Source organism: Streptomyces sp. NPDC104202 (assembly GCF_055584185.1).
Genome location: NZ_JBVJMN010000024.1, coordinates 45,365 through 60,976, shown reverse-complemented (window position 1 = coordinate 60,976; position 15,612 = coordinate 45,365). Strand labels below are relative to the sequence as shown.

Annotated in this window: 16 protein-coding genes; 6 read left to right on the top strand and 10 right to left on the bottom strand. The window is 73.3% G+C overall.

The annotated features are described in order from the left end of the window. Positions 1-95: 95 nt before the first annotated feature. On the bottom strand, positions 96-1,928 hold the full coding sequence (locus ACZ60W_RS17675; RefSeq protein WP_469756232.1) for a bifunctional metallophosphatase/5'-nucleotidase: 1,833 nt from the start codon (positions 1,926-1,928) through the stop codon (positions 96-98). Positions 1,929-2,079: 151 nt separating this feature from the next. On the opposite strand from ACZ60W_RS17675, the gene mshD reads away from it, so the two are divergent. From mshD to ACZ60W_RS17655, 4 genes are all read left to right on the top strand, one after another. After that, positions 2,080-3,006 (top strand): mycothiol synthase, encoded by a 927-nt coding sequence (gene mshD, locus ACZ60W_RS17670; RefSeq protein ID WP_469756231.1) that lies wholly within the window; start codon positions 2,080-2,082, stop codon positions 3,004-3,006. Positions 3,007-3,124: 118 nt separating this feature from the next. After that, positions 3,125-3,517: a GntR family transcriptional regulator gene (locus tag ACZ60W_RS17665; RefSeq protein ID WP_366308139.1), complete on the top strand. Its 393-nt coding sequence runs from the start codon at positions 3,125-3,127 to the stop codon at positions 3,515-3,517. Continuing rightward, on the top strand, positions 3,514-4,353 hold the full coding sequence (locus tag ACZ60W_RS17660; protein ID WP_469756230.1) for an ATP-binding cassette domain-containing protein: 840 nt from the start codon (positions 3,514-3,516) through the stop codon (positions 4,351-4,353). Before ACZ60W_RS17665 ends, ACZ60W_RS17660 begins: the two co-directional genes overlap by 4 nt. Continuing rightward, positions 4,350-5,333: an ABC transporter permease gene (locus ACZ60W_RS17655; protein ID WP_469756229.1), complete on the top strand. Its 984-nt coding sequence runs from the start codon at positions 4,350-4,352 to the stop codon at positions 5,331-5,333. The genes ACZ60W_RS17660 and ACZ60W_RS17655 overlap by 4 nt, the downstream gene beginning before the upstream one ends. A 161-nt stretch (positions 5,334-5,494) precedes the next feature. Here ACZ60W_RS17655 and ACZ60W_RS17650 read toward each other — a convergent pair whose 3' ends face one another. Together ACZ60W_RS17650 and ACZ60W_RS17645 are read right to left on the bottom strand one after the other, a co-directional pair. Further along, on the bottom strand, positions 5,495-5,941 hold the full coding sequence (locus tag ACZ60W_RS17650) for a hypothetical protein (protein WP_469756228.1): 447 nt from the start codon (positions 5,939-5,941) through the stop codon (positions 5,495-5,497). 124 nt (positions 5,942-6,065) lie between these two features. Then, complete coding sequence (locus ACZ60W_RS17645) at positions 6,066-6,854, bottom strand: SDR family NAD(P)-dependent oxidoreductase (protein ID WP_469756227.1); 789 nt, start codon at positions 6,852-6,854, stop codon at positions 6,066-6,068. 153 nt (positions 6,855-7,007) lie between these two features. Between ACZ60W_RS17645 and ACZ60W_RS17640 the strand changes: the two genes are divergently transcribed. Beyond that, positions 7,008-7,625: a LysE family translocator gene (locus tag ACZ60W_RS17640; RefSeq protein WP_469756226.1), complete on the top strand. Its 618-nt coding sequence runs from the start codon at positions 7,008-7,010 to the stop codon at positions 7,623-7,625. Positions 7,626-7,646: 21 nt separating this feature from the next. Here the strand turns inward: ACZ60W_RS17640 and ACZ60W_RS17635 are convergent, their stop codons facing one another. The 5 genes from ACZ60W_RS17635 to ACZ60W_RS17615 are packed head-to-tail and all read right to left on the bottom strand — an operon-like array spanning position 7,647 to position 12,035. Then, positions 7,647-8,174 carry a YbaK/EbsC family protein gene (locus ACZ60W_RS17635; protein ID WP_469756225.1) on the bottom strand — a complete coding sequence of 176 codons (528 nt, stop codon included), beginning with the start codon at positions 8,172-8,174 and terminating at the stop codon, positions 7,647-7,649. A gap of 55 nt (positions 8,175-8,229) precedes the next feature. Beyond that, entirely contained in the window at positions 8,230-9,444 is a 1,215-nt protein-coding gene (locus ACZ60W_RS17630; protein WP_469756224.1) for a serine hydrolase domain-containing protein, read from the bottom strand. A gap of 35 nt (positions 9,445-9,479) precedes the next feature. Then, entirely contained in the window at positions 9,480-10,223 is a 744-nt protein-coding gene (locus ACZ60W_RS17625) for an energy-coupling factor ABC transporter ATP-binding protein (RefSeq protein WP_469756223.1), read from the bottom strand. Next, positions 10,220-10,981: a cobalt ECF transporter T component CbiQ gene (gene cbiQ / locus ACZ60W_RS17620; RefSeq protein WP_469756222.1), complete on the bottom strand. Its 762-nt coding sequence runs from the start codon at positions 10,979-10,981 to the stop codon at positions 10,220-10,222. Before cbiQ ends, ACZ60W_RS17625 begins: the two co-directional genes overlap by 4 nt. Before the next feature lies 1 nt (position 10,982). Then, a complete protein-coding gene (locus ACZ60W_RS17615; protein ID WP_469756221.1) occupies positions 10,983-12,035 on the bottom strand; it encodes an energy-coupling factor ABC transporter permease in 1,053 nt (350 codons plus the stop codon). A 178-nt stretch (positions 12,036-12,213) separates the two neighbouring features. On the opposite strand from ACZ60W_RS17615, the gene ACZ60W_RS17610 reads away from it, so the two are divergent. After that, positions 12,214-12,573 (top strand): SsgA family sporulation/cell division regulator, encoded by a 360-nt coding sequence (locus ACZ60W_RS17610; RefSeq protein WP_469756220.1) that lies wholly within the window; start codon positions 12,214-12,216, stop codon positions 12,571-12,573. Between the two features lie 54 nt (positions 12,574-12,627). Here ACZ60W_RS17610 and ACZ60W_RS17605 read toward each other — a convergent pair whose 3' ends face one another. Continuing rightward, complete coding sequence (locus tag ACZ60W_RS17605; protein ID WP_469756219.1) at positions 12,628-14,796, bottom strand: MMPL family transporter; 2,169 nt, start codon at positions 14,794-14,796, stop codon at positions 12,628-12,630. Positions 14,797-14,922: 126 nt separating this feature from the next. After that, the gene (locus ACZ60W_RS17600; RefSeq protein ID WP_469756218.1) at positions 14,923-15,495 is read right to left on the bottom strand and encodes a TetR/AcrR family transcriptional regulator; all 573 of its coding nucleotides are present in this window, start codon (positions 15,493-15,495) and stop codon (positions 14,923-14,925) included. Positions 15,496-15,612: the final 117 nt, after the last annotated feature.

Here is a 15,612-nt window from a genome sequence, read left to right as displayed (position 1 = left end):
ACGCATCAACAATTACAGGGTGCGGTCCCGCCGTGCACGACGAGGGGGCGGCGGCCCGCCGAGCGGTCCGCCACCCCCTCGGGGCAGGTCCGGTGCTACTGCACGACCGTGATCCGGTTCGCGGCCGGGACGGCCAGCGGCGCGGCGGCCGAGGAGTTGGCCGCCAGGTAGGCGTTGAAGACGTCCAGGTCCGAGGCGCCGACCAGCTTGTTCGTGCCGGCGGCCAGGGCCGCGAAGCCGTCGCCGCCGCCCGCGAGGAACTCGTTCATCGCGACGCGGTAGGTCTTCGACGGGTCGATCGCCTCGCCGTTCAGCTTGACGCTGCCGTCGACGACGCGGTCCGCGCCCGCCTTGGTCATGTCGAGCGTGTAGGTGAGGCCCTTGGAGACCTGGAGGATCTTCACCGAGTTCAGGTTCGCACCGCTGACCTGCTGCTTCAGCGCGGTGATCAGGTTCGCGCCGGTCAGGTCGACCACGTTCATCATGTTGGTGAACGGCTGCACGGTGAAGGACTCGCCGTACGTCACGACGCCGTTGCCCTCGCTGCCGGAGGCGGCGTACACCAGGTCCGAGCGGATGCCGCCCGGGTTCATCAGGGCCAGCTGCGCGCCACCCTTGTCCGCCGGGGCCAGGCCCTCCAGCTGCGCGTCGGCGATCAGGTCGCCGAGCGGCTTCTCGTACGCGGCGGAACCGCGGCCGTTGATGTCGGCGGCGATGTAGCCCTGCGGACGGTTGGCGATCGGGGCGGCCAGCGTGCGCCAGTCCTCGATCAGCTTGGTCAGGTCCGCGGCCTTCGGCACGTCGCGCGAGACCACGTGGTTGGCCGAGGCCACCGCCGTGCGCACGATGTCCTTGGTCGCGCGGTCGTACGTCAGCGTCGTGTCCGTGTACAGCTTGCCGAACGAGGACGCCGAGGTCACCAGGCGCGGCTTGCCCGCCGGGTCCGGGATGGAGCAGACGTACGCCTGGTGCGTGTGGCCCGTGACCAGCGCGTCGACCTGCGGCGAGACGTTCTTCGCGATGTCGACGATCGCGCCGGAGACGCCCTCGCCGTCCCCGTCGCCGTCCCCGTCGCAGTTGTAGTTGTACGAGGCGGAGGCCGGCATGCCGCCCTCGTGGACCAGCGCCACGATGGACTTGACGCCCTTGCGCTCCAGGACCTTCGTGTACTTGTTGATCGTCTCGACCTCGTCGCCGAACTTGAGGCCCTTGACGCCCTCGGCGGTGACGACGTTCGGGGTGCCCTCCAGGGTCACGCCGATGAAGCCGATCCGGACGCCGTTCTTCTCCCAGATGAAGTACGGGTCGAGCAGCGGCTTGCCGGTCTTCTCCTGCGTCACGTTCGCCGCGAGGTACGGGAAGTCCGCGCCCTTGAACCGCTTGCCGTCGACGTAGCAGCCCGCGGTCGGGTGACAGCCGCCGTTCTGCATCCGGGCCAGCTCGCGCGCGCCCTCGTCGAACTCGTGGTTGCCCACCGAGGTGACGTCCAGGTCCAGCTTGTTCAGCGCGCCGATGGTCGGCTCGTCGTGGAAGAGCCCGGACAGCAGCGGCGAGGCGCCGATCAGGTCACCGGCCGCGGCCGTGATGGAGTAACGGTTCCCCTCACGCGCCTGGCGCAGGTGCGTGGCCAGGTACTCGACACCGCCCGCGTCGATCTTCTCCGTCGTCCCGTCCGGCTTGGTCCGCGTCACCTGGCCCGACGAACCCGCCGGCGGCTCCAGGTTGCCGTGCAGGTCGTTGAAGGACAGCAGCTGGACGTCGACCATCCGGCCCCATCCCTTGCCGTGCCCGTACCCGGCGGAGGCGTACTCGTCGCCCGCGGCGCCGGCCGACGGCATCGCCGCCACGAGCGCCCCGACCGTCACAAGTCCCGCTCCGGCGGCCAGAATCCGCCGTGCGGACCTGCTCTTCCTCGGTGTCGCTGCCATCGCTCCCACTGTCCCCTTGCCCCGATTCGCGGCGTTGATCTACACCCTGTTGCGCGTGCAGCCTAGAGTCAACGCGCGTAGCGCAACAGGGGTCAGTGGGTTACAAGACAGTTGCCTCTGGCCGACGAGGTGTCGCCGTAGGCTCGTGTCCATGACTTCCGACGCGGCGCCGGCCCTCGAACCGGGACGGCAGATCCACACGTACGACGAGCTCACGCCGGAGCAGGTCCGGGACGTCCTGGAGCTCCTGGAGGCCGCCGACCGGGCGGACGGCATGCACGCCGTGTCCGAGCAGGGGCGGCTCTACCTGCGCCACGGCAGCCGCGAGGGCGTGCGCCACTTCCTCCTGACGGTCGGTCCGCACCTCTACGGGTACGCGCAGCTGGAGGAGACCGACCCCATCGAGGCCCCGGCGGCCGAGCTGGTGGTGCACCCCTCGTACCGCGGACGCGGCCACGGCAGGGCGCTCGGCGCCGCGCTGCTCGCCGCGTCCGGCAAGCGGCTGCGGGTGTGGGCGCACGGCGGCAAGTCGGCGGCCCGCCACCTCGCCCAGGTCCTCGGCCTGACCCTCTTCCGTGAACTGCGGCAGCTGCGGCGCCCGCTGGTGCCGCTCGACATCCCGGAGCCCGTGCTGCCCGAGGGCGTCACCGTCCGGACGTTCACCCCCGGCCGGGACGACACCGCCTGGCTCGCCGTCAACGCGGCCGCGTTCGCCCACCACCCCGAGCAGGGCTCGCTCACCCAGCGGGACCTGGACGACCGGACGGCCGAGCCGTGGTTCGACCCCAAGGGCTTCTTCCTCGCCGAGAAGGACGGCGCCCTCGTCGGCTTCCACTGGACCAAGACGCACGCCGAGGAGCAGCTCGGCGAGGTGTACGTGGTCGGCATCCTGCCCGAGGCCCAGGGCGGCGGCCTGGGCAAGGCCCTGACCGCGATCGGCCTGCGCCACCTGGCCGCGCAGGGGCTGCCGACGGCGATGCTCTACGTGGACGCGGACAACACGGCGGCGGTGACGGTGTACGAGCGGCTCGGCTTCGCCACGCACGAGGTGGACCTGATGTACCGCACGGAGTCCTGAACCCGCGGATGACGGGGGGCGGTCGACGCGCCCGGCGTGACAGGGGGCGGTTGACACCGCCCCCTTCTTTACACCACCCTTTCACTACTTGATTAGTGAAAGGGTGGTGGAAAGGATCGTGGTCGAGTACCGCATCGACCGGCGCAGCGGCGTCGCCACCTACCTCCAGATCGTCCAGCAGACGAAACAGGCCCTCCGGATGGGCCTCCTGGAACCAGGCGACCGACTGCCCACCGCACGCGAGGTCGTCGAGGCGACGGCCATCAACCCCAACACGGTCCTCAAGGCCTACCGCGAGCTCGAACGCGAGGGACTCGTCGAGGCCCGCCGCGGCCTCGGCACCTTCGTCCGCGCCACCCTCGGCACCGCCGCCCCCGCCGACTCGCCCCTCCGGGCCGAGCTCACGGACTGGGCCCGCCGCGCCCGGGCGGCCGGACTGGAGCGCGAGGACGTGGCCGCGCTCTTCACATCCGTACTGAAGGACCACTTCGAGGGGGAAGACGACCGATGACGAAGGACATCGCCCTGGAGGCAGACCTCCTGGGCAAGCGATACGGGGGAAGGGGCCGCGGCTGGGCGCTGCGGGAGTGCGACTTCACGCTCCCCGCCGGCCGGATATGCGCCCTCGTCGGCCCCAACGGCTCCGGCAAGTCCACCCTGCTCGCCCTCGCGGCCGGACTGCTGCGCCCCACCGAGGGCAGGATCGGGGCACCCGCCCGCGAGGACCTCGCCTACGTCGCCCAGGAGAAGCCGCTCCACCCCCGGCTCACCGTCGCCGACACCCTGCGCACGGGCCGCGAACTCAACCCGGGTCGCTGGGACGAGGCCGCCGCCCGACGGGTGATCGCCGACGAACTCGCCCCGCACACCCTCGTCCGCGACCTCTCCGGCGGCCAGCGCACCCGCGTCGCCCTCGCGCTCGCCCTGGGCAAGCGGGCCGGACTGCTCCTCCTCGACGAGCCGATGGCCGACCTCGACCCGCTCGCCCGCCACCAGCTGATGGGCCTGCTCATGGCCGACGCCGCCGAACGCGGCACCACCGTCGTCATGTCCTCGCACATCCTCACCGAGCTGGAGGGCGCCTGCGACCACCTCCTCCTGCTCCACGGCGGCAGGATGCGCCTCCAGGGACCCGTCGACGACCTGCTCGCCGCCCACACCCTGCTCCGGGGCCCGGTCGCCGACCTCGCCCCGCACACCGTGGTGGAGTCCCGCACGACGGGCCGTCAGCTCACCGCGCTGGTACGCCGCGAAGGTCCCCTCGAAGGCCCCTGGGAGACCTCCCAGCCCTCTCTGGAGGACCTCCTCCTCGCCCACCTCCGCACCCCCGAAGGAGCCCCGGCATGAGCGGCCTCGCCCTGAAGGGCCCCTACTGGGTGACGGTCCGCCAGTACCGGCGGACCCTCTGGCTCGCGGCCGCGGCGGTGGCCCTCTCCCTCGCGGTCGTCGGCGGACTGCGGATCTGGGACGCCCGGACCCCCGACCGCCGGATGGCGGACGGACAGTGGTTCCCCGCCGACGAGAACCGCGGCTACGAAACGCTGCGGCTGGCCATGGAGTACGGGGGCGTCTACCTGCTCCTGCTGCCGCTCCTCGTCGGCGCCTTCGTCGCCGGCCCGCTCGTCGCCCGCGAGTTCGAATCCGGGACCTACCGGCTCTCCCTCACCCAGTCGGTGAGCCCGGTGGCCTGGCTCCGCGCCAAACTCGTCTCCGCGACCGTCGCCGGCCTCCTCACCCTCCTCGCCCTCGTGGCCGTCTACCGCATCGGCTGGAACCGGGTCTCCGGCAGCTACGGCCTCAGCTGGGCCGACCGCGGCCCGTACGAGGCCACCGGCGTCGTCCACGTCGCCTACCTGCTCGCCGCGATCGCCGTCGGCGCCCTGATCGGCCTGCTCGTCCGCCGCACGCTCGTCGCCATGGCCGCCACCGGCGTCGTCATGGGCGTGGTCCTGCTGGTCATGGGCACCTTCCGCTGGTCGTTCCTCGGCGTGGAGACGGCCACCGGCCCGGCCGGCCCCACCGTCTGGACGCCCGGCGACGGCCTCGTCATGGACTCGGGCCTGCTCACCGCCTCCGGCGCCCGCTTCGACCCGTCGGTCTGCTGGGACGAGGCCGCCCGCACCCCCGGCGTCGACGCCGTCGACGGCCTCTGGGGCAAGGTCGAGGCCCAGTGCCAGGCCCGGCACGGGGTGACCGGCCAGTTCGTGGACTTCCACCCCTCGTCCCACTTCTGGCCCACCCAGCTCATCGAGACCGGCATCGTCCTCGCCCTCGCCGCACTCGCCGCCTACGCCGCCTTCCGCGTCCTGCGCGCCCGCCTCCCGTAGACACCCGTCCACCGGCCCGGCCGGCGCCGTGCGAGGGCCCCGGGCCGCAGGACACGCGTAGACCGAACGGGGGGGGGGGGGGGGGAGGGGGGGGGCCCCCCCCCCCCCCCCCCCCCCCCCCCTCTCCCCCCCCCCCCCCCCCCCCCCGCCCCTGTCCGCTGCTACTTCGTGGTGCCGGCGCCCGGCCGGATCACCTGGGGCGCGACCGGGGCCGGCACCGGCCGGGGCGCCGTGGGCGCGGCCTCGGCCGGGACGGGGGCCGGGGCCGGGCGGGCGGGGGCCGGGGCCGGGACGACGGCGGGGGCCGGGGCGGGGGTGGCGGCGGCCGGGGCGGGAGCCGGGGCCGGGGCGGCCACGACAGCCGGGGCGGTGGCCGGCCGGGGCGCGGGGGCGGCCTTCGGCGCGGCCTGCGGGGCCGGGACCGCCCGGGGGGCCGGCGCGGCCTCCGGGGCGGGCGCCGCCTGCGGCGCCGCCGGGACCGGCCGCGGACCGGAGTCGGCGGCGGCCTGGACGGCGAAGGCGCCGCCGAGGAGGAGGGCGGCACCGGTGACGGCGCCGAGGACCCGGGGGCGGGCGCGGAGGGTCCGCAGGGCTGCGTGGCGGGACATGGGGTCTCCCGAGGAGGTGAGGGAACACGGTCTGGGTGGTGCGGTGAAGGGCGCCTTCAACCCACCAGACGTGCGGCACCTCCCGGGGTTGCGCCCGGGCCCGGATTTTCTTCCGCTCCCGCCGTCAGTCGCCCAGGACCTCGGCGAAGTGGGTGTTGACCGCCATCAGCCCGCCGTCCACCCGCAGGACCGTGCCGGTGATCCACGACGCGTCGCGGGAGGCGAGGAAGGCGACGGCGGCGGCCACGTCGTCCGGCGTGCCGACGCGGCCGAGCGGGTAGACCCGGTCGGCGAGGACGGCGAGTTCGGCCTCCTTGCCGGCCCAGCCCGCGGTCGCGATCGTGCCCGGGTTGATCTGGTTGACGCGCACCCCGCGCGGGGCGGCGTCGCCGGCCAGGGTGCGGGTGAAGGAGGCGAGGCCGGCCTTGGCCGCGCTGTAGGCGTGGTTGCCGAAGTCGGCCTCGGCGTTGACGGAGCCGATGGTGACGATCGCGCCGCGCCCGCCGGCCGCGGCGAGGTGCGGAAGGGCCGCCCGGGCACAGCGGACCGCGCCCAGGAGCGTGACGTCGAGCTGGCCGGCCCAGCCGTCGTCGGGTTCGTCCTCGAACCGGTCACGGTCGGGCACGACGGGCGCGAAGGCGTTGTTGACGAGGACGTCGAGTCCGCCGAAGGTCTCCACGGCGTGCGCGACCGCCGCCTCCACGGCCGCCCGGTCGCCGACGTCGCAGCGCAGGGCGACGGCCCCGGGCAGCTCCGCGGCCGTCCTGCGGGCCCGCTCCTCGTCGATGTCCGTCACCAGGACCCGGGCGCCCTCCGCCGCCAGGCGTCGCGCGGTGGCCGCGCCGATGCCGCGCGCCGCGCCCGTGACCAGTGCTCCGTACCCCTCGAACCGCCGTGTGCGTTCCCGTTCCATGGGGTGATCCCAGCACCCGGGGGGACCGGAGCGCCAGAGGGCGGTGCGGACCCCTACTCCGTCAACTCGCCCTCGCGTGGCGGGCCGTCGATCGACTAGCGTCACGGGTCCGCTCCGGCTCGGGGAGCGGGTGAACGGGGGGGGAACGGGAACATGGGTCAGCTGATCGCCGTGGCGGTCATCACGGTGCTGGCGGTGATCAGTCCCGGCGCGGACTTCGCGATGACCGTCCGCAACAGCTATCTGTACGGCCGGGCGGCGGGGGTGCTGGCGGCCGTAGGCATCGCCCTCGGCGTCCTGGTGCACGTCGCGTACACGATGCTGGGCGTGGGGCTGCTGGTGAGCCGCTCGCCGGCGCTGTTCACCGTGATGAAGCTGGTCGGCGCCGCCTACCTGGTGTACATCGGGTACCGGACGTTCGTCGCGACCGCGCGGGCCGACGTCGACCTGTCGGACGACGCCGGCCTGTCGCGGGCGGGGGCCCTGCGCACCGGCTTCCTGACGAACGCGCTCAACCCCAAGACGATGCTCTTCGTCCTGAGCACGTACACGCAGGTCGTGAGCGCCGACACGCCCGTCGCCCAGCAGGTGGGCTACGGCCTGTTCATGTCCTTCGCGCACCTGGTGTGGTTCGGGACCGCCGCCGTCCTCTTCTCCCGGGAGGGCCTGCGGACCCGGCTGCTGCGGAGGCAGGCCGTGCTCAACAAGGTGATCGGGACGGTGCTGGTCGGGCTCGGGATGGTGCTCGCGCTCACCCCGGCCGTCGCCTGACCCGGCGGGCGGCGGGCGCCGTCAGTCGGTCGAGACCGGCTCGACGCGCGGCTCCGCGATCGCGGTGTAGTCCTTCGCGGACAGCGCGAGCGAGCGGTCGAGGCGTGCCGCGTTGAAGTAGAACTCCTCGTGGACGAGGAGCCCGGGGTCGACGAACAGGTCGAGGCGCTCGTCGAAGGCGAAGGGCAGGATGGTGCCGCTCGGGGAGCCGGCGAGCTCCTCGGCGATCTCCGGGGAGGCGAAGGAGACGTACGTGCCGCCGTAGAGCGCCTTCACGGCGGCGAGGTCGATCCGCCGGTCGCCGGGGACGACGACGAGCGCGAAGCGCTTCTCCTTCTTGCCGATCTTCACCATGGCGATGATGCACTTGGCCGCCTGCCCGGGGGTGTGGCCGCGCAGGGCGCTGACCGCCTCGGTGGCTCCCTCGGGGGCGTGCTCGATCACCCGGTAGGCGGCCCCGCGCTCGTCGAGCAGGGCGAGCAGCTTCTCGTAGGTGGCGTGCGGGTCGTGGGCGGACTCGGTGGCGGGTGTCAGGTCCTCGGCGGTCATGCGTCTCGCTCCCCTGGGCGACGGGTGTGCTGCTCCGGCCCGTCGACCCTACGCGTCAGAGCGCCGCCGCCCGGACCGCCCGCACGAGGGCCTGGGCCCGGGGGTCGGCCGTGACGGTCTTGCGCATGCCGTTGGTGACGTAGCCGAAGGAGATGCCGGAGTCGGGGTCGGCGAAGCCGAGGGAGCCGCCGCGGCCGGGGTGGCCGAAGGACGACGGGCCGAGGAGCGGGGAGGCCGGTCCGTGCAGCATGTGGCCGAGGCCGAAGCGGGTGGCGACGAGCAGGACCCGGTCCGGGCCCGCGGCCTGCTCGGTACGGGCGAGGGCCAGCGTCTCCGGGGCGAGGAGCCGGCCGGCGCCGTCGACGGGGCCGAGGGTGGCGGCGTAGAAGCGGGAGAGCGCGCGGGCGGTGGCGACGCCGGCCGAGCCGGGGAGTTCGGCGGCCCGGTAGGCGGGGTCGTTCTCGTCGGGCTGCGGGTGGATGACGCCGAAGGCGCGCCGGGTGAGCGAGTCCGGGTTCTCGTACGCCTCGGAGACCGCGCGCTTGGGGCGCAGCCGGAGGGCGCCGCCGGGCGGTTCGGTCTCCTCGACGGGGCCGAGCCGGCCGACGCGGTGGGCCTGCTCCGCCGGGAGGCCGATCCACAGGTCGAGGCCGAGGGGGTCGGTGATCTCCTCGGCGACCCAGCGGCCGATGGTGCGGCCGGTGACCCGGTGGACGAGGCCGGAGAGCAGCCAGCTGAAGGTGTGGGCGTGGTAGCCGTGGGCGGTGCCGGGCTCCCAGACGGGGGCCTGGGCGGCGATGGCGCGGGTCGACGTGGTGAGGTCGGTCGCCTCGGCGAGGGTGAGGGGGTGGTCGAGGACGGGGACGCCGGCCTGGTGGGCGAGCAGCTGCCGTACGGTGACGCGCTCCTTGCCGGCGGCCTTGAACTCGGGCCAGTGGACGGCGACGGGGGCGTCGAGGTCGAGCAGCCCGCGCTCGTGGAGGAGGAGCGGGACGACGGCGGCGACGCCCTTGGTGGCGGAGCGGACCACCTGGGCGGTGTCCTCCGTCCACGGCTCGTCGTCGGTGCCCTCCGTGCCGTCGGCGGACCGGGCTCCCGCCCACAGGTCGACGACCGGGACGCCGTCCCGGTGGACGGCGACGGCCGCGCCGCGCTCGCCGCGCTGTGCGAAGTTGCGCAGGAAGGCGTCCCTGACGGGCTCCCAGCCCGCCGCCACCGTGCCCTGGACGTCCACCCGACTCACGCTCCCTCTCGTACGACCGGCTCCCATGGTGCAACGCGGCGGGTGAGGGGCCGATTCCGGGGTCAGGCGACGGAGCCGGGCACGAAGCCGAACGGCAGTTCCAGGCGGTGCCGGGCCATCAGCTCCTCGTCGGCGAGGATGTCGCCGGTGCGGCCGTCGGCCGCGATGACGCCCTCGCTGAGGATCACCGCGCGGGGGCAGAGCTCCAGGGCGTACGGCAGGTCGTGGGTGACCATGAGGACGGTGACGTCGAGGGAGCGCAGGATGTCGGCGAGCTCGCGGCGGGAGGCCGGGTCCAGGTTGGAGGACGGCTCGTCGAGGACGAGGATCTCCGGCTCCATGGCGAGGACGGTGGCGACGGCGACTCGGCGGCGCTGCCCGAAGGAGAGGTGGTGCGGGGGGCGGTCGGCGTACTCGGCCATGCCGACCCGTTCGAGGGCCTTGCGGACGACGGCCTCCAGTTCGGCGCCGCGCAGCCCGGCCGCCGCCGGCCCGAAGGCCACGTCCTCGCGGACGGTCGGCATGAACAGCTGGTCGTCGGGGTCCTGGAAGACGATGCCGACCTTGCGGCGGATCTCGGCGAGGTGCTTCTTGCCGACCGGCAGTCCGGCGACGGTGACGCCGCCCGCGCCTCCGGTGAGGATGCCGTTGAGGTGGAGGACGAGGGTGGTCTTGCCGGCGCCGTTGGGGCCGAGGAGGGCGACCCGCTCGCCGCGGCCGACGGTCAGGTCGACCCCGAAGAGGGCCTGGTGGCCGTCGGGGTAGGCGTAGGCGAGCCCGCGGACGTCGAGCGAGGGGGCGGTCATAGGGTCCATCCGAGGAGGCAGATCGGCAGTGCGGTGAGAGGGAGCGCCGCGGCGTACGCCCACTGGGCGCGGTCGGCGGTCACCTCGTCGATGACGGGCATGGTGCCGGTGTAGCCGCGGCTGACCATGGCGAGGTGGACGCGTTCCCCGCGTTCGTAGGAGCGGATGAAGAGCGCGCCCGCGGACTTGGCGAGGACGCCCCAGTGGCGGACGCCCCGGGCCTCGAAGCCGCGTGAGCGGCGGGCGACGGACATGCGGCGCATCTCGTCGGTGATGACGTCGCCGTACCGGATCATGAACGAGGCGATCTGCACGAGCAGGGGCGGGAGCCTGAGCCGCTGGAGCCCGAGGAGCAGGTCGCGCAGTTCGGTGGTGGCGGCGAGGAGCACGGAGGCGGCGACGCCGAGGGTGCCCTTGGCCAGGACGTTCCAGGCGCCCCAGAGGCCGGGGACGCTCAGCGGGACCCCGAGGACGGTGGTCTGCTCGCCGGGGACCACGAACGGCATGAGCAGCGCGAACGCGACGAACGGCACCTCGATGAGCAGCCGTCTCAGCAGGAAGCCGGCGGGCACGCGGGCCTTCGCCGCCACGGCCGCGAGGAGCGCGGCGTAGAGGGCGAAGGCCCAGACGGCCTCGCGGGGCGTGGAGACGACGACCACGACGAAGGCGAGGACGGCGGCGAGCTTGGTGTGCGGGGGCAGCTCGTGGACCGGCGAGTGCGCGTGCCGGTAGAGCTTGTGGGCGTGCCCCGCTCCCACGTCAGGCCGTCGTCTCGGTGGCGGTGCGGCGGCGGCGGACGACCCAGAAGGCGCCGGTGCCGACGGCGAGGGTGGCGCCGACGCCGATCACGCCGGCCAGGCCGCCGGAGAGCCGGGGGGCCTCGATGCCCTTGACGCCGTAGTCGGCGAGCGGGGAGTCGGCGGCCGCGTGGTCCTCGACCTTGCGGTCGATGCCCTTGTCGGCGGCGACCTTCTCCAGGCCGTCGGGGCTGGCGGAGGCGTAGAAGGAGACGAAGCCGGCGAGGACGAGGGCGGTGACGACACCGCCGATCCACAGCGTGCGCGGGGAGCGGGCCGGTGCGGCGGCCGGGGCCGCCGGGGCGGCGTCGACGAGCTCGCCGGCGACGCGGAGCTTGAGCGGGGCGGTGAGGCCGCGGGCGCCGAAGACGAGGTCGGGGCGGACCGCGAGGACGGCGCCGACGGTCAGCATGGTGATGACGGCCTCGCCGACGCCGATGAGGAGGTGGACGCCGACCATGGCCGTGAGGACCTTGGTGACGGGGACGTCGGTGGTGCCGCCGATGGCGTAGATCAGGGTGAAGGCGGCGGCCGCGGCCGGTACGGAGACGAGCGCGGCGACGAAGGAGGCCACGGTCACCGAGCGGCGGGTGCGCGGCAGGACGAGGACGAGGCCGCGGAAGAGCGCGTAGGCGACGACGACGGTGACGACGCCCATGACGGTGATGTTGACGCCGAGGGCGGTGAGGCCGCCGTCGGCGAAGAGGATGCCCTGCATCAGCAGGACGACGGCTATGCAGAGGACGCCGGTCCAGGGGCCGACGAGGATCGCGGCGAGGGCGCCGCCGAGCAGGTGTCCGCTGGTCCCGGCCGCGACCGGGAAGTTCAGCATCTGGACGGCGAAGACGAAGGCGGCGACGAGGCCGGCGAGCGGCGCCGTGCGCTCTCCCCCGAGGCCGTCGGTGCCCGCGAGTTCGCGGCGGGCGCCGCGCAGGCTGACGGCGACGGCGCCGGCGGCGACGAGGCCGGCCGCGGCCGATACGGGGGCGTTGATGAATCCGTCGGGTACATGCACGTCCCGAATGATAGAGCGCTCCTGCGAACGGCTTGCAAGAGCGCATCGGTCACAGAACGGCGGCGTACGGGGGCACGTGACCCCGCGCACACTCTCGGCCGCACGGGTATGCGACGCGCATCGGCCGGGAAGGAGTGGGACATTGGTCGATAAGAGGACAAACCGTGAGGAGCCCCCGATGGCCACCGCGCACGACCGCGAAGTCGACGACTACGCCAAGGGACGGATCATCAGCGACGCCCCCCTCTCCCGCCCGGTGCCGGTGTCCCTCCGCTACGACCCCGAATCCGCCCCGGAGACGGTCCGCTTCTGCTTCCCCGGAGCCGTCGAGTGGTCCCTCCCCCGCACCCTCCTGGAGACCGGCCTGCGCGCCCCCGCCCGCCGCGGCGACATAGGGGTCTGGCCGTGCGGCCGGGTCCAGACGGTGGTGGAGCTCCACACCGACGACGGGGTCACCGTCGTCCAGTTCGACACCACGGCCCTGCTCCGCTTCCTGCGGCACACGTACGCCGCCGGCACGTCGGTGACGACGGGCTGACGGCGTACGGGGCCGGTCCCGCGGCCCGGAGGACCGGACCGCGGGAGCGGAGGGTCAGACCTTCACGAGGTCCGGCTTGCCGCCCGGCCCCGGGCCCGCACCCTCGTCGGCGCGGGCGAGGCCCTCGCCCTCGACGTCCACGTTGGGCAGGACGCGGTCCAGCCACTTCGGCAGCCACCAGGCCTTGTGGCCGAGGAGCGCCAGGACGGCCGGGACGATCGCCATGCGGACCACGAAGGCGTCGAAGAGGACCGCGACGGCCAGGCCGAAGCCGATCATCTTGATCATCTGGTCGGTCATGCCGATGAAGCCGGAGAAGACCGCGATCATGATCACCGCGGCGGCGACGACCACCCGGGCGCTGTGCCGGAAGCCGGTCACGATCGCCTCGCCGGGCCGCTCGCCGTGGACGTACGCCTCCCGCATGCGGGTGACGAGGAAGACCTCGTAGTCCATCGCGAGACCGAAGACCACGCCCACCATGAAGATCGGCATCATCGACATGATCGGGCCGGTCTGCTCCACCCCGAACAGGCTGCCGAGCCAGCCCCACTGGAAGACCGCGACGACCGCGCCGAGGGCCGCGACCACCGAGAGCAGGAAGCCGAGGGCCGCCTTCAGCGGGACGAGGACCGAGCGGAAGACCAGGGTCAGCAGGACGAAGGCGAGGCCGACGACGAGGGCCAGGTACGGCACCAGGGCGTCGTTCATCTTCTGCGAGAAGTCGATGTTCATCGCGGTGGCGCCGGTGACGAGGACGTCGTCGCCGGTGGCCTCACGGATGTCGTGGACGAGGCCCTCGGTCTCGACGGACGACGGACGGTCCTTCGGGACGACCGTGATCATCGCCGCGTCGCCGGCCTTGTTCGGGGTCGGCGGGGTGACCGCGGCCCAGCCCTCCAGGCCCTTGATGGTGGAGACCGTCTTGTCGGCGGTCGCCTTGTCGCCGTCCACGACGACGAGCAGCGGACCGTTGAAGCCGGGGCCGAAGCCGTCGGACAGCGTGTCGTAGGCGCGGCGCTCGGTGGTGGAGGTCGGCTTGGCGCCGTCGTCCGGGAGGCCCATCTCCAGGGAGGCGGCGGGCAGTGCGATCGCACCGAGGCCGAGGACGCCGACCAGCAGCACCATGACGGGGCGGCGGATGACGAAGCGGGCCCAGCGGGTGCCGCCGTTCGGCTTGGAGCCGTCCTTCTCGACGCCCTTGCGCTGCTTGCGTCCGACGACCTTGTCGCCGGCGAAGCCGAGCAGCGCGGGGATCAGGGTGAGCGCGATGAGGACGGCGATCACGACCGTGCCGGCGGCGGCGAAGCCCATCTTCGTCAGCATCGGGATGTTGACGACGGCCAGGCCGACGAGGGCGATGACGACGGTGAGGCCGGCGAAGACGACGGCGGAGCCGGCGGTGCCGACCGCGCGGCCCGCGGCCTCCTCCTTCTCCCGGCCGTCGGCGAGCTCCGCGCGGTAGCGGGAGACGATGAACAGGGCGTAGTCGATGCCGACCGCGAGGCCGATCATCATCGCGAGGGTCGAGGTGGTGCTGCCGAGGTCCAGGACGCTGGCGAGCGCCGTGATCGAGGAGACGCCGATGCCGACGCCGACGATCGCGGTGAGCAGCGGCAGTCCGGCGGCGACCAGCGAGCCGAAGGTGATGACCAGGACGATGCCGGCGATGACCACGCCGACGATCTCGCCCGCGCCGGTCTCCGGCATGGTCTGCAGGGCGTCACCGCCGACCTCGACGGTCAGCCCCTTGCCCTGGGCGTTCTCCCCGGCCTGGGTCAGCGCCTCACGGGTCGCGTCGGTCAGCTCCATGGCGTTGACCTTGTACGCGACGGAGACGTAGGCGGTGGAGCCGTTCTGCGAGACGGCCTGGGTGGTGAACGGGTCGGCGACCGAGACGATCTGGTCCGAGCCGGACTTCAGCGCGGCGACGGTCTCCTCGACGACGGCCTTGTGGGCCGGGTCGGTGACCTTCTCGCCGTCCGGCGCCTTGAAGACGACCCGGGCGGTGGCGCCGTCGGCGCCGGCGCCCGGGAAGCGCTCCTCGAGGAGGTCGAAGGCGCGCTGGGCCTCGGTGCCGGGGATGGAGAAGGAGCTGGAGGTGGCGACGGGCGCGGTGGCCGCGCCGATCCCGGCGATCGCCAGGAGGGCCACCCAGAGGAGGGCGACGAGCCGTCGGCGCCGGAAGGCGGAACGGCCCAGCTTGTACAGGAACGTGGCCACGGGGGCGTACTCCCAGTGAGGAGGGAACAGGGCATGGGGAGCCGGCCCGACGTCGTGAGCGGTGCGAAGTCAGGTGGTGCGCAGTCGGGTGGTGCGGGTGGTGCGGATCGGCCCGGGGAAGGCGGATCAGACGCCGAGTGAGGGGAGCACGACGGCGTCGACGTAGGCACTGAGGAACGCGTGGTCGACCGGCAGGTCGTCGATCAGGGGCCGGGCGATGAACGCACCGATCAGCATGTGGGGGATGAGCTTGAGCGCCGGGTTGTCGGCGTCGACCTCTCCCCTGCGGACCGCTCGGCGCAGCACTTCGTCGAAGCCGTTGAGCTCGGGTTCGATGAGCAGCTCGCGCAGCGCCCGGTGCAGTTCGGGGTTGGTGTGGACGGCATGGGCCAGGCCCCGCATCAGCGCGGAGTCCTTCTCCATCTGACAGTCGTCGGTCCGCGCGAGCATCTCCTGGAAGTCGCCGCGCAGCGAGCCCGTGTCGATCTCGGCGAGGTCGGCGGGCTTGTTGGCGCGGAGCGCGCGGGCCACCAGTTCGGGCTTGCTCCCCCACTGGCGGTAGAGGGTGGCCTTGCTGGAGTGGGTGCGGGTGGCGACGGCGTCCATGGTGAGGGCGTCGTAGCCGACCTCGCGGAGGAGGTCGAGCACGGCCGCGTACAGCTCGGACTCCCGCTCGGGAGTGAGCCTGCTGCGTGCCATGTTCCGGCCTCCGATCCGAACGAAACGGTTTCGTACAGTACGAAGATACCCCCGCCCCCAGCGAAACGAAACCGTTTCGTACGTGTCCTGGGCCACATCGCCCGTCACGGGACAGGA